Origin of the sequence: Bradyrhizobium sp. CCBAU 51753 (assembly GCF_015291565.1) — a bacterium.
Classification (GTDB): Bacteria; Pseudomonadota; Alphaproteobacteria; order Rhizobiales; family Xanthobacteraceae; genus Bradyrhizobium; species Bradyrhizobium ivorense.
Map to the genome: position 1 here is coordinate 2,160,805 of NZ_CP030037.1, position 23,637 is coordinate 2,184,441.

A 23,637-nucleotide genomic window follows, 5' to 3' on the forward strand; every position below is an offset into this window, starting at 1 on the left:
TGCGTCTTCGTCATTTCGGAAAACTGCAGGGATTCGCCTGACAATCTTGCTCGATCGCACCCCAGGTTAGACGGCAGACGACCGCCTCGGTGGAACGGCCTCCGCCTCGCTCCCGACCCAATGAAGTCGGTAGAATGTAGAGCCAGCGAAAGGGGGCAGGCCGCCACGCTCACTTGCTACGCTCGACGCTAGAGCCCCACTTTGTCCGATATTGCTTGAACATACCCCAAAGGAGCATCCACAGCAGAACTGCGCGGCGCCAATGTCGTTCCCCGTTGTTATCTAATATTTGATGTATCATATTTGCACCTTGCTTGGAGAGTCAAGGGACGCTCACTCCGGCATAGCGCGAAACGAGAAATTCTATTTGAAACGCCTCGGGTCCATTCGTCTGGCAGTTTACGTGAAGCCAGCATTACTAGCGCGACCGGCGCCATCGTCGCCGATCCTTCTAATCAAGCGGGCTCAGCTGCACGGCCAACTCGGATACATGCCGGCAGATGTCTCTGAGGCATGCAATTCAATTAGATCTTAACAACCAACGGGCCTGTCGCAGGGCGCTCAGCGGTCCTTCCAGAAACACAATGCGCGATCGATTGGAATCGCGCACGAGGGCGCGATTGGCGAGAGGGAGAAAAGCGCAACAGGAGCGGACAGCACGAAGAGCAAGCCTAAGTAGCCGCGAGAGCAGGGAAGGGGCCAGGCTGTTAGAACGGGTATTCGACCCTTAATTACTCGCACGAGATTGGCACGGTCGCCTACAAGCCGGCGAGCGCCTCGCAGCTTTTCATCGGGGGAGATAGCTGCGGCACCTTTTAGGTCTGCGACAATCACTCCGCGCCAGAGGCGACGATGGACAGTGAACAATCGCAGACACCGGCGCGCAAACGATCGTCCCTTCTTTTGAGACGACGAGTATGTCACTGTTGGCGCGATCCCACCGGTCGACGGCGAGCTTCAATACGGTCTGATGCCGCATCGGTCACTTCTGAGATAGCACCGGGTGACTGTGGCGACCCGCCGGCGCGCGGTTCAACGCCACCGTGACGCGACGTTGTTCGGCAGCATTGTGAGCGGCGCGTCGTCTGATCTGGAGTAGACGGTGGCGACAGACGAGGCGCGGCTGGCTGGGCCGCGAAGCGTTAGCCTCTCCTTTTCGATCTACGAGGGAGTTCCGCCATAAGGTCGGTACTTGGGACTTGTGCTCGGGCTCGCAATCCAAAGAAGAGCGCCCTCGAACCGTCCCGACGGCGCTCCGCTCCCACGCGCCCGCACCAGGACAGGCCTTTTTGCACCGCAAACCGAACGGCATCTTGACTAGCAGAAAGGTTGGTATATGATACATCAAATTTAGATCGGCTTTTAGGGTAAGGAAACAAAATGCATACTGCGGCACCTCGCAGTTCTCTGGCTGGAAACTCGCTGGGGGCATTCAAGCTTCCGGACGAGGTGGCGTTCACCGTCGCGCGTGGCAACGGACCATGGCTCTGGTCAAGTGATGGACGGCGTTACGTCGATTACGTGATGGGGGGAGGTCCAATGGTGCTTGGGCATGCCCATCCCAAGGTCGTGTCCGCCATCACGGAGCAGGCCGCGATGGGCACGCACTACTACCTCATGAACGAGCGGGCTCAGGAGCTGGCGGCCAAGATCTGTCAGTTGGTGCCGTGTGCGCAATCCGTGAGGTTCTGCAGCGATGGATCGGAGGCAAATTTCTTTGCGCTGCGCGTGGCCCGGGCTTTCACACGCCGTACCAAGGTCCTGAAATTCGATGGCGGCTTCCACGGCCATAGTGACTACGCACAGCAGAAGGCTCGCGCGGAGCTCGGTCACAATGATCAGCGTCCTATAGCGGAATCGGCAGGCATTCCGCCGGAGATAAGTGAGACGGTCGTCATCGCGCCGTACAATGACATCGAGCACACCCGCCAGATTGTCGAGCCTATCGCCCGGGAGATCGCTGCCATCATTGTCGAGCCGGTGCAACGGGCGTTCTTGCCGGCGCCAGGTTTTCTTGAAGGCTTGAGGACGTTGGCCGACAGCATCGGTGCCCTGCTGGTGTTCGACGAGGTGGTGACCGGGTTCCGGCTCGCGCTTGGAGGTGCTGAAGAGTATTTCGGTGTGGCGCCCGACCTTTGCGCCTTAGGTAAGATCCTGGGCGGCGGAACGCCGCTGGCGGCCGTGGCCGGGCGGGCCGATGTTCTGGATGTCCTGGTGACGGGGCGTGCCGACGATGGTCGGTCTGCCCTGATGAGCGGCACCCTCAATGGCAATCCGCTGTGTTGTGCAGCTGGCCTTGCCACCCTTGCAGTCATCGAGGAGCTGAACGCTCCCGTCATCCTCAAACACAAAGGAGAGGCCTTGGCGACCGGTCTGCGTGAAATCGCAAACAGGCTTTCGGTACCCATACAGGTGATTGGTCCGCCCGCCGTCCAACAGGTGGTGTTTGGGAGCGGCCGGATGGACACCGTTCAGGCCGTTGCAGCATCGCGCCAAGATGCTGCGCGCCGTTGGGGATTCGAGATGATCCGCAGAGGGATCTTCTGCGGACCCACCAAGGTCTATGTATCTGTCGCGCATACCGAGGAGACACATGGCTTGTACTTGCATATGGCCGACGAGGCCTTGCGGTCCGTGCGGGACCAGGGACTTCTAGATTAGGATTTTGGATTAGGAGGAGGACACAAGATGTGTTCGAAATCAAAATGCGCGTTGCTGATCCTGCTGTTCACATTGACCGGCTATTCGTTTCCGACGTTCGCGCAAGTTGATGATGCTCTTCTCGCTTCAATCCGCAAGGCCGGCGAAGTCAAGGCCGCGCTTGCCTCGAACCCTCCTTTCCAATTCATCTCGCCGAGCGGAAAGCCGGCGGGTTCTGGGGTTGATCTACAGAACATGGTGCTCAAAAGCATGGACCTGCCGGAACTTACACCAGTTTTTACAGAATGGAATTCCATGATTCCGGGCCTTATGGCTCGCCAGTTCGATTTCGTTGGCGCCGGCCTCAATATTACCGAGGAGCGCTGCAAGGCCGTGATATTTTCGGCACCCTTTTGGGCAACTCAGACCGGCCTGTTTGTGCAACCTGGAAATCCGAAGCGTCTGACCAACGTGGCGGAGATTGCGCATCGCCCCGATATAAAGGTTTCAATGCCCGGCGGCCCCTATAAAGAGCACGCGCTAAAGCAGGGCATCAACCCCAGCCAAATCATGCTCACCCCTGACGTTCAAGCTGGGATCGCGACCGTCGTCGGTCGTCGTGCGGATGTCTATATAGGCGGTTCACTTAGTATTACCAATCCAAACGAGAAAGGCCTAGAGTTGGTGATTGACGAAGGTGCGCCAGTTTATGCATCCGGCATAGCCTTTCGCAAGGAAGACAAACAGTTCCGTGATGCTTTCAACGAGCAGCTCGTCCCGTTGCTCAGGAACGGAACACTGGAAAGACTTTACGAGAAGTACAAGATTGACGGCGGATCTACACTTACCAAGCTGCTGGCGAAATTAGACAAGGCCAGTGATATCGTACCAAGCTGCGAGTGAGGAGCAGCCCCGGTGAAGGCTGTTTTCGAGTATTGGCCCGTACTCGCCCAAGGTCTATGGGTCACTGTATGGGTATCGGTATGCATCATTTTGGGTGCAGCGCTCGGTGCGGTCGTTCTCGGCGCGCTGAGGTTGTCCGAAATATGGTTGATCCGAGCCAGCTCCATGCTCTTTATCGAATGCGTTAGGGGCCCCTCCGCGCTTGCTCTCCTGTTCTGGGTGTTCTACGTGCTGCCGACGTTCGGAGGTATGCCGCGTCTGAGTCCCCTCACGGCAGCGATCCTCGTGCTGGCGCTCGACGGGGCCGCATACGGCGCAGAAATTGTCCGCGCTGGCATTGAGGCGGTGCATCGCGGACAAACCGATGCGTGTCATGCGCTTGGACTGAGCAAATGGCGCAGCTTCACGAACGTGATTCTGCCGCAAGCGCTCTCGCAGATCGTTCCGGCTTTCGGCAGCCTGGCAAGGAGCATGATCAAGTGGACTGCGCTCGTTGGCTTCATCGGCGTGCAGGACGTGCTCTATGTTGGGAACTTCGTCCGCGGGCAGACCTTTGAGATTTTCACGGTCTACTCTCTGCTTGCAGCTCTTTATTGGATTCTGACTGTTCTTTGCGGCGCTGGTTTCCGCGCGATTGAACGGGTGCTGCCGTTGAACCAGGCGCTGCGCGCTGCGCGTTCATCGGTGCAGGCCACACCTGGTACGGATCCGCTTGCCAGAGCTGTCCAATGACGTGGGATTGGAGCTATACCCTACAGATCCTGCCGGACCTTATGGTCGGCGTTTGGTACACTGTCTTGATAACTCTTGCGGCGTCGGCAATTGCGTTGACGGGAGGACTGCTCCTTGCAATCCTGGAGAGTCTTGGCGCCGACTTCGGACGCGCGTTTGTGCGTTTCTGGCTCGAACTCGCTCGAGGTGTGCCGGTCCTTGTGCTGCTGTACTTCACCTTCTATGGTCTACCTGAAATGGGAATTGTCCTTCCGGCAGTACCTATCGGCATCGGTGTCTTAGGACTTGTGTACGCCGCTTATTGCTCGGAGGTTTACCGAGGGAGTCTGATCACGATCCCGTCCGAGCTGCGCGACGCTTGTGTGGCCCTCAGTCTTAGTTCGCTTGTTACTTGGCAACGCGTGCTCGTCCCTTTGATGATTAAGCGAGCGCTGCCAGCCCTGCTCAACTACGTGCTAGGGATGTTCCGGGAAACCGCAGTGCTTTTTGCGATCGGGATTCCGGTGCTGATGGGCGAGGCCCAGGTGGCGGCCGACCAAAGCTTCCGCTATCTGGAACCGTTCACCCTGGCGGGCCTCATCTATATCGGCATGAACTTGCCGTTCCTGTACTTCCTATCCAGATTCAAGGTCAAACATGCTTAGCACCACGAAATTTAGCCAGGCTGGACCATTCGCGCTCGGTGCCAGCGCAGCTTTCAATGAGTCACATGGAGCGGCTCCGAAGTCGCAACAGGCCACGTGGGCTATCGAATTCGAAAGGGTCTCGAAATCCTTCGGTGCTCACCGTGTGCTGGTCGATCTCGACCTGCAAGTGCGCCCCGGCGAAAAGGTCACGCTAATCGGCCCAAGCGGTTCTGGAAAGACGACTGTGCTGCGCTTGGCGATGACGCTCGAGAAGCCCACCAGCGGGGTTATTAGGGTCTTCGGGGAAAGCATCCTCTCTGATTCGGCGGGCAAGCAGCTTTCCCGCGCTCAGGAGGCGTGCATTCGGCGCCGATGCGGCATGGTCTTCCAGCAATTCAACCTGTTTCCGCATCTGACCGTGCTGCAGAACCTTGTCTTGGCCCCCACCACCGTGTTGGGATTGTCAAAAGAGCAGGCGCAGAACAGCGCGCTCGAATACCTTCGGATGGTAGGCTTGGAAAGCAAAGTGCATGCCTATCCTGCGCAGCTTTCGGGAGGTCAGCAACAGCGTATCGCGATCGCGCGCGCGCTGATCTTGAAACCTGAGATACTCCTGCTTGACGAAATCACCTCAGCGCTCGACCCCGAGCTCGCCGGAGAAGTGCTGGACGTGGTGCGAGGTATAGCGCACGAATCGAAGGTGACGTTGCTGATCGTCACACACGAGATGCGTTTCGCGCGTGAAATCTCCGATCGTATCGCCGTCTTCGATGCGGGCCGCATCATCGAGCAGGGCCCGCCCGATAAGATCTTCAGCAATCCCGAAAGCGAGCGCACGCGCGCATTCCTGCAGTCGGTTCTGAACCATTGAAAAGCCAATATAGCCGGCATGGCAAAACGAGCCCTCGACCTGCTGCACATCGAAAGTCGCCGAAGCTAGTGATCTACTCAGAGGATCAGGCAAGCTAACAGATCAGTTGACGCATGCCCCAGACGTCCAGCGCCGACGGCATCACCGCGCCGTTCCGCCATCTCACCTTTCGACGTGTCTGGCTCGCGAGCATACTCTCCAATCTCGGCATTCTGATCCAGGGCGTCGGCGCGGCTTGGACAATGACGCAGATGACTGCCTCGGCGCACAAGGTGGCATTGGTGCAGACCGCGCTTATGCTGCCTGTTATGCTGATCGCAATGCCGGCCGGCGCGATTGCCGATATGCATGACCGTCGTCTCGTGGCGCTGGTCTCGCTGCTGATCTCACTGATCGGCGCGAGCGCGCTTGCGATGGTCACCTGGCTCGGCTTGATCACGCCTAATATCCTGCTGGCGCTCTGCTTTGTTGTCGGCACCGGCATGGCGCTGTTGGGGCCGGCCTGGCAATCCTCCGTGAACGAGCAGGTGCCCTCGGAGACACTGCCTGCGGCCGTGGCGCTTAACGGGATTAGCTACAACATCGCACGCAGTGTGGGTCCGGCCATCGGTGGCGTTGTCGTGGCGTACGCCGGCGCAGTGGCCGCATTCGCGCTAAATGCGCTGCTTTATCTGCCGTTGCTGGTGGCATTGTTCCTGTGGAAGCGTCCGGCCGAGCCCTCGCGTCTGCCGCCTGAAAGGCTTAGCCGCGCCATCGTTTCAGGCGTGCGCTACATCAGCAATTCGCCGGCAATCAAGGTCGTGCTGACCCGCGCTATAGTAATCGGCGCCATTGGCGGCGCGATCATCGCGCTGATGCCGCTGGTTGTGCGCGATCTCCTGCATGGCGGCCCGCAGACCTACGGCGTGATGCTCGGCGCCTTTGGTCTAGGAGCAGTTATAGGCGCGCTCAACGTCACCGGGATGCGCAAGCGGATGAGCGGTGAAGCCGCGATCCGCGCCTGTTCTCTTTCAATGGCTGGGGCCATCGCCGCGGTCGCCCTGAGCCGCCAGCCGGTTTTGAGCGCGGCCGCGCTGGTCGTAGCGGGAGCCGGCTGGATGATAGCGGCGACGCTAAACAACATCGGCGTGCAACTATCGGCGCCGCGATGGGTGGCCGGGCGCTCGCTTGCAGCCTATCAGGCTGCGGGATCAGGCGCGATTGCCCTTGGCAGCTGGGCTTGGGGCGATTTGACCAATGCAGCCGGTGTCGGAACGGCGCTTCTGGTTTCCGCCGCTTTAATGCTGGCCTCGCCGCTGGTCGGCCTGTGGCTGCCAATGCCGCGCATTGGCGCGCGGGGCGAGGAGGCCGTGGTGTTTGCGGATCCCGAAGTGCGACTGGCTTTAACCGGGCGAAGCGGCCCCTTGGTGGTCGAAATCGAGTATCGGGTATCGCAAGAGAATGCGCGTGCGTTTCATAGAGCCATGCAGGACGTGCAGCTGATGCGGCAGCGCAATGGCGCCTACAGCTGGTCGATTGCACGCGACATCGCCGACCCAGAATCGTGGACCGAACGCTATCACTGCCCGACGTGGTTCGACTACTTGCGCCAGCGCAACCGTTCGACCGCGTCCGAGCTTGCCATCGAGCGTCAGGCGTTTGCTTTCCATTTCGGTCCGGACCCGGTGCGCGTTCGCCGCATGCTAGAGCGTCCGTTCGGATCGGTGCGTTGGAAGGACAATACGCCGGACCACTCGGCAGCCGAAGAGAAATATCATCAAGTCCCCGCAGCAGTTCGCGCACACCCACCGCTGGGGTGATTGTGCCGCGCGCTCTCCCTAGTGTCAGCCTAACTGATTTTCGTCGCGGTGTTACAAGAAACCTGTCATCACGGTGGACCTCGCCAGCAACTTTATCATCTCGCGCGAGGTCCAGATGCGTCGTGAGCACATTCGGGCGAAATCATCGGCAACGGTGGGTCGCTCGAGGTCAACTAATGGCTAAAGACCGGATGCTCAAGGAGAATCAAGCGGTAAAGCGAATGGGCAGCCTAGGATCGTGAAGCAAACATTGATGCTCTTTTGACCAGAGACATGGTTCAAATGCCATGACACCTTGTCAGGCGCTTGTCGGACGCGCGAGACACCACCAGGACCGCGTAACCTAGACTCTGGGCGCAGCCGCCGAACGGCCTCATCTTGACGTAAAGCGGAAGTTCGACTGTTGAATGTTTGTTGCATCAAATTTCAAAATGGTGTAAGATATAAGCAAGTGCGGGGTTTCTCGGGGCGGGGATCATAATGCTCGTGCAACGCCTCAATGTGAAAAATGCGGTTCTCAACGCTCTGCCTCCGGTAGACTTCGAGCGCTTACGTCCTTGCCTGCGTCCCGTCCTTTTTAAACGGAACAGCGTTCTCGAGGAACAATCCAGGCCGATTGAGAACATTTGCTTCATCGAGGCCGGCTTGGTATCTCTGCGTCGAAAATCCAGTACGAGTTCAGTCGAAATTGCGCTGATTGATAGCCGAGGGATACTGGGAATTTCTGGCCTGCTGGGAATGCATATGGCGGGTCACCAATCGATTGCGGTGACTTCCGGCATGATGCTCTGTATGCGAGTGAGCGATCTGCTGAGCATCATGGAAACGCAGCCTGACATCAGAAAACATCTCCTTTGTGGCCTACAGGCGCTGCTACTTCATACCTCTCAAGTTGCGCTCTGTGCTCTCAGTCATAGCCTCGCACAGCGCGTGGCTGGATGGCTCTGTCACGCATCGGACTCCGTGGGCGGCATGGAAATACCTGTTAGTCATGAGTACATCGCCTCCATGCTAGGATTGCGCCGAGCAAGCGTAACTGAATCGCTAATTCGATTTGAGCGGGAAGGGCTGATCGCGAAGACGCGCGGAGCTCTTCGTGTTCGAGATCGGGATCGTCTCAAACAAGTAGCCTGCTCTTGTTGCTCCACCATTGCGGTGCATGCTCCGCTTCTCACCAAATCGTCATTGTCGATTGGCCTTCAAACCTGACCGGCCTCGAGAGAACTGTTTCGGCTCTCATTGGGCAAGTTTCCTGTGCTTATTGAGCGTCGGGACAGGTAAGCCACCAGCCAGCGCAAGGAATTGCCAGGGCGCAAGCATGCCAACGTGGGCTCTACTTGGGTGGCGAGCGCATTCCGCCGGGCACGCTCCCATTGGGAGACCCATTTGACGAGGTAAGAGATTCCGGAGAATGGGGCTAGTTTTGTATTGTGGCGTTTGATATACCAAAGCCGACAAGGATGCGATTAATGCTGAACGATACTGACATTGCAACTCCCCTCATCCCGATCGATCGGCAGGCCAGTTTAGGTGAGCTTGCCTATTCATCGCTGAAGGACTCGATAATTAGCGGACAGTTTGTGCCAGGCCGCAAGCTGACCGTGCGATCGGTGGCGCAGGCGCTCGGTGTTAGTACCACGCCTGTCCGAGACGCTATCGTTCGTCTGGTCGCCGAGGGCGCGCTGGTCAATCTGGGACCAAAAACGGTCGTTGTACCGGTTCTCACGATTGCCACGCTCGATGAAGTTACGAAAATCCGGCTTGCACTCGAAGGCTTGGCTGCCTTCGAAGGCGCTGCGCATATCAAAGACAGGGACATCTCGTTTCTTGAGGAGGCACAAAACCGCCTCACGGACGCGATGGACAAGGCGCAATACACTGATGTGCTTCGCGCGAACAAGGCCTTCCACTTCCGGCTCTACGCGGCGTCCGAAATGCCTCGCCTAGTAACGCTGATCGAATCCCAGTGGTTGCGGATTGGGCCGTCGATGAACGATCTGTATCCCGAGTTTGCAATTCATCGGCGGGGGGTTACGAACCACCAACGAGTTATTAGCGGACTGAAGCGCCGCGACGGTACAGTCGTACGAACCGCGATCGAAAAGGACGTGCACGATGGGTACCAACGTCTGAGCAAACTTGTTCTGTCCCGGCGACAGGAAGCAGCTAGCCCGTAAATCTTCGCTCGATCTTTGCCGGTCCCACGGTTCGCTCGCCGTTAGCGCCTTACTTCAAAAGCTGCAAAAGGTTGTCCAAATCGCGCTCGGCCCCGCTTCCTGCAGGCAGAGTGGATCGGCGGGGAGCCGGACCGGTCAATAAGAAGCACGTCAACGAGTTCCGGAACGGGCAGGCCAGCTACGTGATGGCTTCCGACAACTATTCCCAATTCGCGATCTCCTCGCCGGTACGCAGCAGCCTGCCGTCACTTTCAATTTCGAACATTTGTCGATCGCACCGAAGGCGATCTGATCGTGAGTGCGGCGTACACCTTCACGCCGGAGGGGATCATGCCGAACGGACCGCCCGGATCACCTGCAAGTGCGCCTCGTCGACATCCACGCCGGCGCGCACGACGACCTCGCCAATGGCGATCTCGATCACCGCGCCTGCCGCAGACGCCACCACATGCCCACGCAAAGAATCGGACTCGCACCCTCTTGACCGTAAGCGGCAAAGAGACCCCGTCTGGCGGAGTGGGTGAGCGATCGGCTATCGGCTGCTAAGTTTGTGAGCCGATGTGAGCTTCTATGTCTGAGCCTAGTTCTGGAACTAGAACCTTCCATATGATCGAAGCGGTCGCCGACCGTCCTGAGGGAGCGCCGCGGCAGCTTCGCCGACGCTGGTCGGACGAGTTCAAAGCGCAAGTCGTGACAGAGGCGCTGAAGCCTGGCGCGACGTCTCGGCGATCGCCCGCCGGATCGGCATTCACCCGTCGCAGCTGTTCGCCTGGCGCCGTGATGCTCGGGCCGAGCGGCATTATCGCTCGCGGCACTCGAGTTGCGCCGGTGAACAAGGATTTTCGCCCCTGGAAGATCGATGAGGCGCAGCTTCTGCCGCCGAGCGTGCAGGACTATGTGCCGAAGGACCACCTGTCGCGGCTGATGGTGTCGCTGGTGCGAGAGAGCCTCGACCTATCTGCGGTCACCGCCAGCTACCGACGCGGGCTTGGACAGCCGCCGTTTGATTCGCGGATGATGACGGCGCTACTTCTGCACGGTTATGCGAGCGGCATCTACTCGTCGCGCCGGAACGCCAAGGCGGCCGTGGAGCGGGCGGACTTTATGATCATTGTGGCGGGCGACCCGCCGGACTTCCGCACGATCTCGGAATTCCGCAAGCGGCACCTTGAGGCCTGGCGGGTCTGTTTGTTCAGGTGTTGAAGCCTGCTGAGAAGGCCGGGTTGGTGATCTGCACCGCCCACAACCTCACAAAGCTCGTAAGAGCCGCTTGAGCAAGCTATCGTTCATCAACAAGGCCGATACCAGCGTTGTCTGGACGGGCTCCTAGGGGCCGGAAACCGAGCGACATTTAGTCCCTGCGCAAGCATCAATCGGGTGAAGCAGAAGGTGGCTCCGCACCCAAGCCCAGAATTCTGTTGCCCTTCCTTCTCTGCGCGTCTCGGCCGTCAGTCGGCAATGACGCCTTTTCACCCGTCGCATGTCGCTGGCACCGGTCTCCTGAGGGGAAACCCGAATACGAGTCTCATTCTACCGGGCCGGAACTTCGCCTCTCTCAGAATATCGTTGCATCAAATATCAAAATCCGATATGATTTTTAGAGTAACAACAAGTGAGGAATGCCCGTGGATCGGGGGGGTACATCTTCGAATACGACGACCGGATTTGAGGTTGTTGGACAGAGATCTAAGGACAGCTTTGCCCGCGCGCGGCTGGTCTTCCCTGACGGCACCTCGCGAGTGACCATCGAACGGAATCCGGAGCCGCTCTACCTCGAGCGCGGAGCGGGTAGCTATGTCTTCGATGTGGACGGGCGCCGGTTCCTCGACCTCAATTGCAATTTCACAACATTGATCCATGGCCACGCCTTCCCGCCCGTGGTGGAAGCGCTAAGCCATCAGCTTCAGCGCGGCAGCTGTTTCGCCAATCCGACAAAGGGAGAGATCGAGCTTGCGGAGCTGCTTTGTGGCCGAATTCCGCAAGTTCATCGTGTTCGCTTCGTCAATACGGGAACTGAGGCCGTACTTTTCGCGGTCAAGGCCGCTCGGGCGTTCACCGGCCGTTCGAAAATCGCCAAGATCGAGGGCGCCTATCATGGCGCCTACGATTGGGTCGAGGTGAGCCAGGCGGCGAGGCCAGACAATTGGGGTGATTTCGCTGCGCCCAAGTCTATCGCGACCTACCGCGGAATGCCGGATGGCGTACTTGAAGAAGTGCTTGTGCTACGCTTCAACGATGTTGAGGGTGCGCGCCGATTATTGACATTGCACGCGCGCGATCTCGCTGCCGTCGTCCTGGATCCAATGCCAAGTCGCGGCGGTCTGACGGCGCCGAAGTCTGAATTCGTTGCTGCGATTCAGGAGGCGGCCCGTAGCAATGGCATTCTGGTGATTGCTGATGAGGTCCTGAATCTGAGGCAAGGTTTTCAGGGCTCCGCGGCTCGCTATGGCCTTGTTCCGGATCTTGTTACGATGGGCAAGATCATCGGCGGCGGTTTGCCGATTGGAGCAATCGGCGGCCGCGAAGATGTGATGGAGGTGTTCAATGCCTCGGCGGGCCCACCTCTTCTTCCGCAAGGCGGCACATTTTCGGCCAACCCTCTATCGATGACAGCGGGGCTTGTCTCGATGCGGCACCTCGATCATGCGGCCTTTGATCACCTTGAGACGCTTGGCAATATTGTCCGGGACGGGATTGCTCAAGCTATTGAGAAAAGAGGGGTCTCGCTATGTGTGACGGGCGCCGCCTCGCTTTTCCGCATTCATCCTATGAAACTACCCCCAAATGACTATCGCGAAGCCTATCTTTCGCCCGGCGGGGCATCAGTCATGAAGGAGCTCACGCGCTTCTTTGCGGCAAACGGCATCATTCTGCCGTATGGCGCTGCCTCTGCTCTCTCGACACCGATGACTCGCGCCGACGCCGAAATCATCGTCGAGGTATTCGCGGGCTTTCTCGACAGTAATCAAGGCAAGATGGACGTCATTGAGGTGCAGACGTGACCGAAGCAACCGTTGCGCAACGTATCGCCCTCGCTTTGTATCGTCATGGGGTTAACGTGATTTTCGGCCAGAGCCTGCCGTCGGCGGTGATTTTGGCTTGCGAAGCGATGGGCATTCGGCAGCTTGCCTACCGACAGGAGAACATGGGCGGCGCTATGGCGGACGGCTTTGCGCGTGTGTCCGGCCGGATTGCGGTGGTTGCAGCCCAGAATGGGCCCGCTGCAACCTTGCTCGTTCCGCCTCTTGCTGAGGCATTCAAGGCGAGCGTCCCCATTGTTGCATTAGTGCAGGAGGTCGAACGCAACCAACTTGATCGCAATGCTTTCCAGGAGCTCGACCATTTCGCGATTTTTTCTTCATGCGCCAAATGGGTGCGGCGAGTCATCACTGCGGATCGCATTGACGACTATGTTGACGCAGCCTTCGTCGCCGCCGGCAGCGGCCGGCCGGGTCCTGCGGTCTTGTTGTTGCCGGCCGATCTGTTGCGCGAGAAAGCGGCCGTGCCAAGTCGTGAACGCCGGTCGAACTTTGGTGAATGGCCAATTGATCGCCCGCGGCCGAGCGAGGCGGAGATCCACGCGGCGGCGATAGCGATTGCGGCGGCAAAGGCTCCCGTCGTTCTTGCAGGCGGCGGTGTGACGTCTCCCACTGCAGCCGCCGCGCTCGCCAAGCTGCAAGATCTCGCGCATCTGCCGGTCTTCACCACGAATATGGGCAAAGGCGCTGTGGACGAAACGCACCCACTCTCAGCTGGGGTCCTCGGCGCTCTGGTCGGCCCTCGATCGCTTGGCAGGCATACGTTGCCGATTCTCAAAGAGGCGGATCTCGTTATTCTGGTCGCGACGCGCACCAACCAGAACGGAACCGACAGCTGGCGACAAGTTCCTGCGAACGCTCGCGTCATCCACATCGACGTCGATCCCCAGGAAATTGGGCGCAACTATGAGGCGTCGCGCCTGGTTGGCGATGCCGCTGCAACACTGCAGGCCCTTTGTGACGCGCTCCAACAGCTCGATTTGTCGTTGCGTCGCGACATGCGCAAAGGGGTGGAGGGGCGTATCGCGGCGGCCTGGAAGAGCTTCGAAAACGATCGATCCGTGTTCTCAGGTAGCAATGGGTCTCCGGTCCGCCCGGAGCGGGTCATGCAGGAACTGCAGGCGCGTCTGACGCCCGATACTATCGTGGTCGCCGACGCAAGCTACTCCTCAATGTGGGTAGTCGGCCAGCTCCGCGGCCGAACAACAGGCCAGCGCTTCCTCACGCCGCGCGGTCTGGCTGGGCTTGGCTGGGGATTGCCGCTTGCCATCGGCGCCAAGGTGGCACGTCCGTCTAGCCCTGTCGTAGCCCTGGTCGGAGACGGCGGCTTTGCGCACAGTTGGGCGGAGCTTGAAACGATGGTCCGCAGCAAGGTGCCCGTCGTCATTATCGTGCTCAACAATGGTGTCCTCGGATTTCAGAAAGATGCAGAAACGGTGAAGTTCGGGGGCTATACATCGGCCTGCCATTTCTCACCAGTCGATCATGCTGCGATCGCGCGGGCGTGCGGATGCGGTGGCACGGTGGTCAGAGCGCCCGGCGATCTGGGGAAGACGCTCGACCTTGCGCTTGCAGAGCAACGACCATGGCTCATCGAAGTCATGACGGACCCATCGGCTCATCCGCCAATTTCACTTTTTGACGGCACGCTTGATCGTGCGCTCACGGCAGTTTGAGAGCTTTGCTAGTTCGGATCGAAGGAGAAGCGGCTTGCGCGCTGGCGGACACAATTAGTTGCATGTCACGCCGACCGCTTGTCGTCCATCGATCTTGCAAACTTCGTTGATTGGTCGCCGCGTCTAGTTTTAGAAAGCTTGGCGCTTTCGCCTCAAACAACTGAGACTCTGATGGACACCTATGAAAACTACATTGCCGGACGCTGGGTTGCTTCGGCCAAGACCCTGGACGTGATCAACCCTTCTGACGGCACGAAAATGGCGGAGATATCTCGTGGCGGAGCGGCCGAAATTGACGCTGCGGTTTTGGCCGGACATGCCGCCCGAAAAGGGCCCTGGGGAAAAATGGACGCGGTCTCGCGAGGTCGTCTCCTGCTCAGAATGGCTGAGCTCATTCGTCGCGACGCCGAGAAGCTTGCAAGGCTCGAGAGCGATGACGTCGGTAAGCCGACGGCGCTAGCGCTCGCAGATGTCGTCGTCTGCGCGCGATATTTCGAATATTATGGGACAGCCGCCGACAAGGTGCATGGAGAGACGATCCCGTTTCAGAGCGGTTTCACCGTGATGACGTTCTATGAACCACACGGGGTGACCGCGCACATCGTGCCCTGGAACTATCCGCTGCAGATGACAGGCCGCTCGGTCGCACCGTCACTCGCCATGGGTAATGCGATCGTTCTTAAGCCGGCGGAAGACACGTCGCTCACGGCGCTTGCGTTGGCGACGCTTGCCCAGGAGGCGGGCTTTCCGCCGGGCGTATTCAACGTCGTCACCGGCCTCGGTGAAGAAGCCGGCGCCGCGCTTTCGGCACATCCAGGCATTGGCCATATCAGCTTTACCGGATCCCGCGAGGTCGGCCGGCTGGTCCAGACCGCGGCCGCTAAGAGCACCATTCCCGTCACACTCGAATTGGGTGGAAAATCACCTCAAATCGTCTTCTCGGACGCACCTCTGGAAGAGGCGGGTGCCACGATTGTCACAGGCATCGTACGCAACGCCGGCCAGACCTGCAGTGCAGGTTCGCGCGTTTTGATCCAAGACAACGTCTACGATGAATTCACAGGACAGCTAGCCAAGCGCTTCAAGGAGCTTCGAGTCGGCTCTGCAAACCAGGACCTTGATCTCGGACCTGTTGTCAATGCAGCGCAACGGACCCGCATCGAGAGCTATCTGGACATCGCGCGGCGAGACAAATTGCAAATTCTCGCAGAAGGCTCATTTGGCATCAACCTGCCTTCGGGTGGTTACTACGTCAAACCGACGCTAATCGGCAATGTCCCTGCAAATCATGTCCTGGCACAAGAGGAAATCTTCGGACCCGTGCTGGCTGCGCTGCGCTTTCGTGATGAGGAAGACGCGGTACGCATCGCAAACGACACGCCCTATGGGCTAGTCGCCGGCGTGTGGACGTCGAACCTCGGCCGATCGATGCGCCTATCGCGCAGTATCGAGGCAGGGCAGGTGTTTGTGAACAATTACGGTGCTGGCGGTGGCGTTGAGCTTCCGTTTGGTGGCGTGAAAGGATCAGGCTTTGGCCGAGAGAAGGGATTTGAAGCGCTGTACGGCTTTGGCGTCCTGAAGACCGTGACAATCCGGCACGAACTTTGATAGCGCGGCCACGGCCCCGACGAGTCGCGTCGTGTTCAAGTCGTTCGTCGTCATCTTCCTCCCGCGATGGACGCTCACTGGGCCGCCCCTGCGTGGGGCAGCCGTTTTTCCTCTTCCGAGCTGAGCCCTTCAATCGGCTCAAAATTGAGTTGGATGACTGACGATGACCGGATCAATCTATAGCGGCCCCGTGTTCGAGATGGCGAGGCGACAATTCGAGCAAGTCGCAGATCATCTGCAAATTCCCGAGCTAGACCGGGACCGACTACTCTATCCAAAACGGACAATCGCCGTATCATGTCCAATTCACAGGGACGACGGACGCACGGAAGTCTTTCAAGGCTACCGGGTGCAACATCACCTTACTCTCGGACCAACGAAGGGCGGAACGCGGTTCGCGCCATCAGTTGACGTCGGCGAGGTCGCCGCCTTGGCCATCTGGATGAGCTGGAAATGTGCGCTGGCGGGACTCCCCTATGGTGGAGCAAAAGGAGGCATTGCCATCAATCCTTACGCGTTGTCGCCGCGCGAGCTCGAAGCACTATCCCGACGCTATATGCAAGAGATGATACCTTTCGTGGGCCCGCACACCGACGTCATGGCGCCCGATATGGGTACTAACGAGCAGGTCATGGCTTGGTTTATGGATACTTATTCCATGTACCAGGGGCAGACCATCAACGAGATCGTCACCGGTAAGCCCGTATCGGCGGGAGGAACGCTCGGCCGTCGCGAAGCGACCGGCCGCGGGGTCGCCTATCTCGTCGGTCGCGCGCTTGACCACCTTGGGATTCGCGCGGCAGGCGCGACAGCCATTGTCCAAGGCTACGGCAATGTTGGGTCAGTAACAGCCTATTCCCTCGCGGAAAGAGGCGTCAAGATCATCGGCGTCAGCGATCACACCGCCTCATACTACGACCCCGCCGGCTTAGATGTAGCGAAGCTACAACGATACGTTGCTAAACGGGGACAACTTGCTGGGTTCTCTGCCGAAAGCCTCATTGAACCTGCGCAACTGTTGGTCCGAAAGTGCGATATCCTGGTACCAGCTGCGATCGAGCAGGTCATTACGGGCCAAAATGCCTCCGAGCTCAAATGTCGCGTTCTCGCCGAGGGCGCCAATGGTCCAACAACGCCCGAAGCAGATTCCATCCTCGATCAACGACGCGACGAAATCTTCGTGCTACCCGATATCCTCTGTAACGCAGGGGGCGTTATCGTGAGCTATTTCGAATGGGTGCAGGATTTACAGCGGTTATTCTGGGAAGAGGCCGAAGTATTCGATCGCCTTTATCGAATTCTGGAGCGCTCATTTCAACAGGTGATAGCTCGCGCGAAACGCGCCGGCATTTCTCATCGCATGGCAGCCATGGCGATCGGCGTGAGCGTGGTACAATCGGCCAAGCACACCCGAGGCCTTTTCCCGTAAATGATAGTTGTGACGACACATAGCACCAAACCGGAGTGACGAATGCTTGTTGCCCCTTGGCGGATCGGAATCGACATCGGAGGCACCTTTACTGATGTCGTGGCAATAGACCCGAATGGCCGGATCGAAGCCCTCAAGTCGCCTTCCAGGCCGGACGATCCCACCGCTGGCGTCATGGCGGCACTCGATGTGCTGGCGCGGCGGCTTGATGTGCCGAAGAAGCAGCTGCTTGGCGGTTGCTCGATGCTTGTGCATGGCTCGACCATTGCGACGAACACAGTGCTCGAAGGGAAGGGCGCCAGGGTTGGCCTCCTCACCACCAAGGGATTTCGAGACACGCTGGAGATTCGTCGTGGCATCCGCGAGGAGCCTTGGAATCATCGTCCGCCTTTCCCCCATGTGCTTGTGCCACGCCGCTGGCGTCTGCCGGTAGGCGGGCGACTCGACAAGAATGGCCTGGAGCTCGCCGCTCTGGACGAAGGCGACATAAAGGCGGGGTCAGCAGCATTCAGGGCTGCGGGCGTCGAGTGCGTCGCAGTGTCTTTTCTTCACAGCTACGCAAACGGCGCACACGAGCGTCGGGCAATGGAAATTCTCCTGGCGGATTGGGATCCGGATGCGATTTTCTGCTCGCATGAAATCTCGCCTTACGCCGGCGAGTACGGACGCACGTCCTCTACTGTTCTTGCGGCCTACGTCTCGAAGCGCGTCGTTCCCTACTTGCGGTCTCTCGAAGGTATTCTCCGCCAGAACGGACTCTTCGGCCCACTGCTCCTCATTCAAAGCAACGGGGGTATCGCGTCGGTCGATGAGATCGCCCGTAACCCCGCCTGCCTTCTCCTTTCAGGTCCTGCGGCGCAAGTTGGTGCCTTGAAATATGTTGCGGCGACGGCGGGAACCGACAATTTGATCTCTCTGGAAATGGGGGGGACGAGCTGCGACCTCGCATTGATGGAGGGGGGACGCGTCCATTCGACAGACCGGATTGATATCGCGGGATATCTCGCCCTTGTGCCCAGTGTTGACATTCATTCTGTGAGCGCCGGCGGCGGCAGTATCGCGCGGCTGGATGCCGGCGGAATGGTGACACTGGGCCCCGATGGCGCCGGATCGACGCCAGGACCGGTGTGCTACCGGCGCGGAGGACAGAATCCAACAAACACCGACGCCCATCTCGTTCTGGGCCGTCTTGCGCCAGGGCCATTTGCTGGCGGCACGCTCGATCTTGACGATCAGGCGGCCCGACAGGCGCTGCAACGCGTCTATGGCGACACTATTGGACTTGCACCCGAGGCGGCTGCCCTCGGCATTATCGAGTTGATGGACCAGAACTTGCGTCATGCCGTCGAACATGTGAGCGCGGAGCGCGGCTTTGACCTGCGTAACTTTACGCTCGTCGCCGTTGGGGGCGCGGGCGCTTTGCATGCAAGTTCGGTGGCCCGAAGCCTCGGATGTTCGACGGTTTACATACCGCGACTTGCCGGCGTGTTCTGCGCGTTCGGTATGCTCAATTCAGACGTTCGCCTGGACGAGGTCCGAACCATCCGGCGCCCCTTCAATCAGGGCGCTCTCGATGACTTGGAACGGGTCGCCCACGAGCTGGAGATCGGGCTGCGCGCACGTCTGATGGCATACGGCGAGACTGGAAGCCATCCGCTCTTCAGCCGCCATATTGATCTCAATTATTTGGATCAACAATCTCAGCTGTCTGTCGAATGGACGGATAACGATATCGAAAGCACTATCGCAACTTACGAAGAGCGCTACAGTCTTCTGTACGGCCATGCTCACAAGCATTCGCCTCTCATGACATGCGCGCTGCGGGTGAGTGGTTCTCGCCGATTCCCCGGCGTTTCGATTCAGGCAATTGGCGGCCGCGATTACGTTCCTTCGGCCTCGGGCCAGCGGCGCATCGTCATTAGTCGCGACATTGGAGCTCTCGACGTGAATGTTTACGATGGCACCAATCTACGGCCTGGCGCGCGCCTTGTCGGACCAGCAGTCATTAATGATGCGACCACGACGATATTCATCGGGAAAGGCGATAAGTTGGAAGTGGACGGATCGAATAACCTTGTTGTTAGCGTGGCTGTCCCTGTTCAAGGAGGCGCGGTATGAAAGAGATAGATCCAATCAGCTTGGCGCTAGGCCAAAAGCAGCTTGATCATATTTGCCGCACGATGGGCTGGGTCATGGCGCGCACGGCACGAAGCCCAATCTTCAGCCAGTCGCACGACTTCTCGTGCTTCATCGGAAGCAGTTCCGGCCAGGTTGTGTCCCAGGCTGACGGTATTCCGATTCATACCGGCGGGGGTGGGATTGCGTTGGCGCGGCTGCTTGAAACCTTCAAGGGTCGTATCAACCCCGGCGATTGCTTCCTGGCGAACGATCCGTATGTTGCCGGCGGTAATCACCTGCCAGACTTCACGATCATGCGACCAGTGTTCTTGAATGGAGCGCTGATTGCATTCACCTGCAACCGTGCACATCAGTCGGACATCGGTGGCGGCGCCGCAGGGACCTATAATCCCAGAGCCGAGGAGATTTTTCACGAGGGCCTGCGTATTCCAGTCGTAAAGCTGGTCTCGCAAGGAGAGGTGCAGGATGATATTTGGCGGCTGATCCTCCTCAACTCTAGAACTTCCGACCTGCTCGATGGCGACCTCCGCGCGATGCTGGGCTCGACCGAGATCGGCGGCAACCGCCTTCAAGACATGGCGACCCCGATGGGGGCCCAAGGGCTAGACCAGTTGTTTGGGTCACTTCTCGATTGGGCAGAGGAGAGTTTCCTCTCCGCGATCCGCAAGCTGACGCCAGGAACATACACTGGCGAAGACTTTTTCGATCATGATTGCTTCGAGGCCATTGACGCGCACATTAAAGCCGCGATCACTGTGAGTGCAGACGAAGTTCTCGTTGATTTCGCGGGCACGAGCCCGCAGATGCGTGGCTTCAAGAACAGCTCCCTTGCGAACACGCGATCAGCCGTGCTGTTTGGGCTAATCTCGTTTCTTGGCGCTCACATCCCGCGCAATGACGGCGTCTTCCGCCGCATTCGCATCGAGGCCCCTGAAGGATCGCTCGTAAACGCGAAACCGCCAGCCCCCGTTACCTCGGCGACCACCTATCCAGCGCACCAAATTATACACGCAATCTGGCAGGCGCTCAGTCCCCCGGCTCCCGACTTGAGCTGTGCAGGCTGGAGCCGAATTTCGCACTGCAACACTTCGGGGACCGATGATAGCGGACGGTATTACGTTGCATATCAATGGTTGGCGCAACCTGGAGCCGGCGCGGTCAAAGGTCGAGATGGTTTCAATGTGATGGGACAGATGACGACACTTGGCGGTCTCGCGTTACCAGAAGTCGAGGACTTCGAAACGAGCTATCCATTCCTTGTTGAACGTCAGGAGTTCCTCACCGATGGTGGAGGTCCCGGTCGCTATCGAGGCGGCACCGGCGCCGAGGCGACGATCCATGTGAAGTATCCTGCGGAGTACTCATTCCGCGGCGAAGGCAACGGAAACCCGACCTCGTTTGGCGTGCTGGGCGGACATGCTGCGGGCATCGGTAGCTGTTCAATCCGGTTCAAAGATGGCTCGTCGTACGTTCCACCTCGTTTCGGGGTTGAACGGCTACCTCCATTGACACTCACGATCAAGGCCGCTGGCGGTGGCGGTTTCGGATCACCATTTGAACGACCTCCCGAAGAGGTTCTCAACGATGTTCTCGATGGGATGGTCAGTCCTGAACAGGCAGAGACAGACTACGGAGTGATTCTGACCGGCAAGGATCTGCAAGTCGACGAGGAGGAAACGCGAGCGCGCCGTCAAGAGCTCAGGAAGCTTGAACGCAAGCCATAAACAATCCTATCACTTTCGGATGGGCCGGACATGGAGCGCGCAGCTGGTAGCGCGTGCCTCCATGTCAGGGAGTTAATACCGGGCGCAGAGTTTACACTCGGAGCTCAAATGCACGACTTGAACGACATCAGCAAGTCAGCCCTGTTCGAGCGTCCTGACTTGCATGAAGAGACCAAGGGCGAGTTCAAGGGGGCGCACCTGGACAGCCCGTAGATATGCTAGCAACACGCCGATCATGAAGCGGGATCTCGATGCCATGCTGGCCGTTCTCGCTGTAGCGCGGCGCGATCTCCCCATCGATCCAGTGCCAATCGACCTTGCCGGCGAGCTGAACCAGTTCGTGCTTCAGATTGATGATCTGGTCCAGCCCGGCCCGGAACAGATCGTCCGATCCCGTCGTCTTGTGCTTCTTCGGTCGTATCACTCCTCCGATGAGCACAGGGAATCACGACTTTTGGGGGAATCCCGAGTCTCCCCGAGCGTAACGCCGTAGAAAAACCGTAGCGCGCAGGCCACCTGATCGATGTGGGACCATGAACGCTTTTGGCCGATGAGATGCAGTTGGTAGGCGCGGACCTACTCGAAACTCAACCGGTCCGGAGTGTAGCCGAAATGGCGGCTAAACTTTGCGATCGCATAGATATAGGTCGACGGCGACAGATTGCGGACAGTCATGTCCTCGATCATGCGCTGCCGGGCTCATCGTAGCCATCTAGGTCTCCTGTCTTGAGAGGCGTCGCGCGAAGACCACAACGTTCAGTCCGCGTATTGTGCTGGTTGACCGACAAAATCCCATCTTGCGCAATTAAAGATCGCATCTTGCGCAATTAAATCTAGGAGGCCGGTGCTGAAGCATTTACTTTGTCCGGCCAGCATGAGTCTTGGCGAGGCCGATTTGCAAGTGCACGAGAGGGGCGCCGTATCATAGAGGCAATCTCATCCTGGTGGGTCGTGACTCGCAGTCGACGCTCATCGAGCGCCCCTCGCCGCAGAGCGGTCGCGCCAGAGGGCCTACTACCGGAGACTTTCCGGCTTATGCTCCATACGCGACGAATGACGGGCACGCTCCGGCCGCTGAGCTAGGTCCGTGTGACCTATCACTCCCCCGCGAATAGTCCCCACTTGCGTGCCTTGGTAGCCAGCGGCGGGATCACGCGTTTGACACGGTAATAAACGGTGGAGTGCAATATTGGGCTGCTACTACTCTCACTCTGCTGCCGCGCACGAGCGGACCAGATCGTGCACAGCCCCACCACTAACTCGACAATCCGTCCGTGCGCTCGGACTAAATGCCAAGAAAGTTGGCAATCTCGCGAACTTGGCCGGTAAGCATGTGGACGCCTTTGTGGACGCGGCAGCCGCGTGCCTGTGCCACCTCGAGGAGCGCTGTGGTATCGGGGCGCATAATTACCTCGGCAATAATCTGTCTTGAGTGAAGTGCCGATGTGTCGATTGGGGAAGGATCGTTCTCATTCAACCCTAGCGAAGTTGTATTGATGACGATGTCTGCGCCAACCAAATCGGCGGGCCCAGCGATAACGCAGCGACCCGGGTATACCGTTTCTAAGCGTTCAATCAGGATAGTGGCTCTGATCGTCGAGCGGTTCGCCACGGCGATGCGCCGAGCACCGGCATCGGCAAGTGCCGCGACGATAGCCTTGGAGGCCCCACCGGCACCTTGAACATAGATGGAGGCGCCTGCAGGATCAATACCTTCGGATTTAAGTCCTGACACGAAACCAAGGCCATCGTAAGTTTCACCCTCCCACGCGCCGTCCGAGCCTTTGCGAACAACATTAACCGATCCCGTAATCGCGGCCATTGGCCCAACGCGATCGCATAGAGCGCGGGCCGTTTCCTTGTGAGGCACGGTGAGCGTGAAGCCGGGAAGGTTCCGCCACGCCTTCAGCCCAGCAACAAAGACGGACAGGTCACCCGCATGGACGTGGAAAGGCACGAAGACAGCATTGCTTTTTCGCGCCGCGATGATTTCGTTCATCGCGTCAGGTGCGCGAACTTGCGCTATCGGATCGGCGATGATTCCGTAGACCCTGCTGTTACCATCAATAAGGTGACCGAGCACTGCCATCATACCTCCAATCATGTTCGTCGATCATCATTACGGGAGCAGAGCGCCGGGTTGCTCCTTAAACTTTGCCGGGTCCCCCAGCGTGGGCCGATCTCAAATGCGGTGAGCTTCGGGTCCGCCGAAGATCTGCCTCGAACGATTACCTCATAGGCGAGCTCGCCAAGAAAATACTTGCACGCGCGCGTC

At 58.7% G+C, this 23,637-nt stretch carries 17 protein-coding genes and 2 pseudogenes; 16 read left to right on the forward strand and 3 right to left on the reverse strand.

Translation table 11 applies throughout. The annotated features are described in order from the left end of the window. Positions 1-1,380 precede the first annotated feature (1,380 nt). The 16 genes from XH93_RS09810 to XH93_RS09880 all read left to right on the forward strand — a co-directional run bounded on the left by XH93_RS09810 (position 1,381) and on the right by XH93_RS09880 (position 21,362). Positions 1,381-2,661, forward strand: coding sequence for an aspartate aminotransferase family protein (locus XH93_RS09810; protein WP_194473336.1), 1,281 nt, complete (start codon positions 1,381-1,383; stop codon positions 2,659-2,661). Between the two features lie 27 nt (positions 2,662-2,688). Next, positions 2,689-3,543 carry an ectoine/hydroxyectoine ABC transporter substrate-binding protein EhuB gene (gene ehuB, locus XH93_RS09815; RefSeq protein ID WP_194473337.1) on the forward strand — a complete coding sequence of 285 codons (855 nt, stop codon included), beginning with the start codon at positions 2,689-2,691 and terminating at the stop codon, positions 3,541-3,543. A 12-nt stretch (positions 3,544-3,555) separates the two neighbouring features. Then, a complete protein-coding gene (locus XH93_RS09820; RefSeq protein WP_194473338.1) occupies positions 3,556-4,275 on the forward strand; it encodes an amino acid ABC transporter permease in 720 nt (239 codons plus the stop codon). Further along, on the forward strand, positions 4,272-4,919 hold the full coding sequence (locus tag XH93_RS09825; RefSeq protein WP_194473339.1) for an amino acid ABC transporter permease: 648 nt from the start codon (positions 4,272-4,274) through the stop codon (positions 4,917-4,919). Before XH93_RS09820 ends, XH93_RS09825 begins: the two co-directional genes overlap by 4 nt. Next, positions 4,912-5,772, forward strand: coding sequence for an amino acid ABC transporter ATP-binding protein (locus XH93_RS09830; protein WP_194473316.1), 861 nt, complete (start codon positions 4,912-4,914; stop codon positions 5,770-5,772). The genes XH93_RS09825 and XH93_RS09830 overlap by 8 nt, the downstream gene beginning before the upstream one ends. A gap of 113 nt (positions 5,773-5,885) precedes the next feature. After that, the gene (locus tag XH93_RS09835) at positions 5,886-7,571 is read left to right on the forward strand and encodes an MFS transporter (RefSeq protein WP_194473340.1); all 1,686 of its coding nucleotides are present in this window, start codon (positions 5,886-5,888) and stop codon (positions 7,569-7,571) included. Positions 7,572-8,051: 480 nt separating this feature from the next. Then, positions 8,052-8,780, forward strand: coding sequence for a Crp/Fnr family transcriptional regulator (locus tag XH93_RS09840; RefSeq protein WP_194473341.1), 729 nt, complete (start codon positions 8,052-8,054; stop codon positions 8,778-8,780). 260 nt (positions 8,781-9,040) lie between these two features. After that, positions 9,041-9,748: a GntR family transcriptional regulator gene (locus tag XH93_RS09845; protein WP_194473342.1), complete on the forward strand. Its 708-nt coding sequence runs from the start codon at positions 9,041-9,043 to the stop codon at positions 9,746-9,748. A 746-nt stretch (positions 9,749-10,494) separates the two neighbouring features. After that, positions 10,495-10,611, forward strand: coding sequence for a hypothetical protein (locus XH93_RS42980; RefSeq protein ID WP_371815108.1), 117 nt, complete (start codon positions 10,495-10,497; stop codon positions 10,609-10,611). A gap of 154 nt (positions 10,612-10,765) precedes the next feature. Further along, the gene (locus XH93_RS42985; protein WP_371815109.1) at positions 10,766-10,951 is read left to right on the forward strand and encodes a transposase; all 186 of its coding nucleotides are present in this window, start codon (positions 10,766-10,768) and stop codon (positions 10,949-10,951) included. Between the two features lie 416 nt (positions 10,952-11,367). Continuing rightward, entirely contained in the window at positions 11,368-12,750 is a 1,383-nt protein-coding gene (locus XH93_RS09855) for an aspartate aminotransferase family protein (RefSeq protein ID WP_194473344.1), read from the forward strand. Continuing rightward, positions 12,747-14,462, forward strand: coding sequence for an acetolactate synthase catalytic subunit (locus XH93_RS09860; protein ID WP_194473345.1), 1,716 nt, complete (start codon positions 12,747-12,749; stop codon positions 14,460-14,462). Before XH93_RS09855 ends, XH93_RS09860 begins: the two co-directional genes overlap by 4 nt. Positions 14,463-14,633: 171 nt before the next feature. Beyond that, the gene (locus XH93_RS09865; protein WP_194473346.1) at positions 14,634-16,070 is read left to right on the forward strand and encodes an aldehyde dehydrogenase family protein; all 1,437 of its coding nucleotides are present in this window, start codon (positions 14,634-14,636) and stop codon (positions 16,068-16,070) included. Between the two features lie 163 nt (positions 16,071-16,233). Then, positions 16,234-17,499 carry a Glu/Leu/Phe/Val dehydrogenase gene (locus tag XH93_RS09870; RefSeq protein ID WP_194473347.1) on the forward strand — a complete coding sequence of 422 codons (1,266 nt, stop codon included), beginning with the start codon at positions 16,234-16,236 and terminating at the stop codon, positions 17,497-17,499. A 42-nt stretch (positions 17,500-17,541) separates the two neighbouring features. Next, entirely contained in the window at positions 17,542-19,617 is a 2,076-nt protein-coding gene (locus tag XH93_RS09875; RefSeq protein WP_194473348.1) for a hydantoinase/oxoprolinase family protein, read from the forward strand. After that, positions 19,614-21,362 carry a hydantoinase B/oxoprolinase family protein gene (locus tag XH93_RS09880; protein ID WP_194473349.1) on the forward strand — a complete coding sequence of 583 codons (1,749 nt, stop codon included), beginning with the start codon at positions 19,614-19,616 and terminating at the stop codon, positions 21,360-21,362. The genes XH93_RS09875 and XH93_RS09880 overlap by 4 nt, the downstream gene beginning before the upstream one ends. Before the next feature lie 219 nt (positions 21,363-21,581). Here the strand turns inward: XH93_RS09880 and XH93_RS09885 are convergent. The 3 genes and pseudogenes from XH93_RS09885 to XH93_RS09890 form a co-directional block, all read right to left on the reverse strand. Next, positions 21,582-21,783, reverse strand: a pseudogene (locus tag XH93_RS09885) (IS5/IS1182 family transposase); the annotation flags it as partial. 53 nt (positions 21,784-21,836) lie between these two features. Then, positions 21,837-22,049, reverse strand: a pseudogene (locus XH93_RS42135) (phage integrase N-terminal SAM-like domain-containing protein); the annotation flags it as partial. Positions 22,050-22,647: 598 nt separating this feature from the next. Continuing rightward, positions 22,648-23,451, reverse strand: a complete 804-nt coding sequence (locus XH93_RS09890) for a shikimate dehydrogenase (protein ID WP_194473350.1) — start codon at positions 23,449-23,451, stop codon at positions 22,648-22,650. Between the last annotated feature and the right edge of the window lie 186 nt (positions 23,452-23,637).

Bases quoted from the DNA above. Each gene is read 5' to 3' on its own strand.
- XH93_RS09855 (WP_194473344.1), top strand. From the start codon at position 11,368: ATGCCCGTGGATCGGGGGGGTACATCTTCGAATACGACGACCGGATTT.
- ehuB (WP_194473337.1), top strand. From the start codon at position 2,689: ATGTGTTCGAAATCAAAATGCGCGTTGCTGATCCTGCTGTTCACATTG.
- XH93_RS09835 (WP_194473340.1), top strand. From the start codon at position 5,886: ATGCCCCAGACGTCCAGCGCCGACGGCATCACCGCGCCGTTCCGCCAT.
- XH93_RS09845 (WP_194473342.1), top strand. From the start codon at position 9,041: ATGCTGAACGATACTGACATTGCAACTCCCCTCATCCCGATCGATCGG.
- XH93_RS09875 (WP_194473348.1), top strand. From the start codon at position 17,542: ATGCTTGTTGCCCCTTGGCGGATCGGAATCGACATCGGAGGCACCTTT.
- XH93_RS09810 (WP_194473336.1), top strand. From the start codon at position 1,381: ATGCATACTGCGGCACCTCGCAGTTCTCTGGCTGGAAACTCGCTGGGG.
- XH93_RS09840 (WP_194473341.1), top strand. From the start codon at position 8,052: ATGCTCGTGCAACGCCTCAATGTGAAAAATGCGGTTCTCAACGCTCTG.
- XH93_RS09825 (WP_194473339.1), top strand. From the start codon at position 4,272: ATGACGTGGGATTGGAGCTATACCCTACAGATCCTGCCGGACCTTATG.
- XH93_RS42985 (WP_371815109.1), top strand. From the start codon at position 10,766: ATGACGGCGCTACTTCTGCACGGTTATGCGAGCGGCATCTACTCGTCG.
- XH93_RS09870 (WP_194473347.1), top strand. From the start codon at position 16,234: ATGACCGGATCAATCTATAGCGGCCCCGTGTTCGAGATGGCGAGGCGA.
- XH93_RS09890 (WP_194473350.1), bottom strand. From the start codon at position 23,451: ATGGCAGTGCTCGGTCACCTTATTGATGGTAACAGCAGGGTCTACGGA.
- XH93_RS09865 (WP_194473346.1), top strand. From the start codon at position 14,634: ATGGACACCTATGAAAACTACATTGCCGGACGCTGGGTTGCTTCGGCC.
- XH93_RS09880 (WP_194473349.1), top strand. From the start codon at position 19,614: ATGAAAGAGATAGATCCAATCAGCTTGGCGCTAGGCCAAAAGCAGCTT.
- XH93_RS09830 (WP_194473316.1), top strand. From the start codon at position 4,912: ATGCTTAGCACCACGAAATTTAGCCAGGCTGGACCATTCGCGCTCGGT.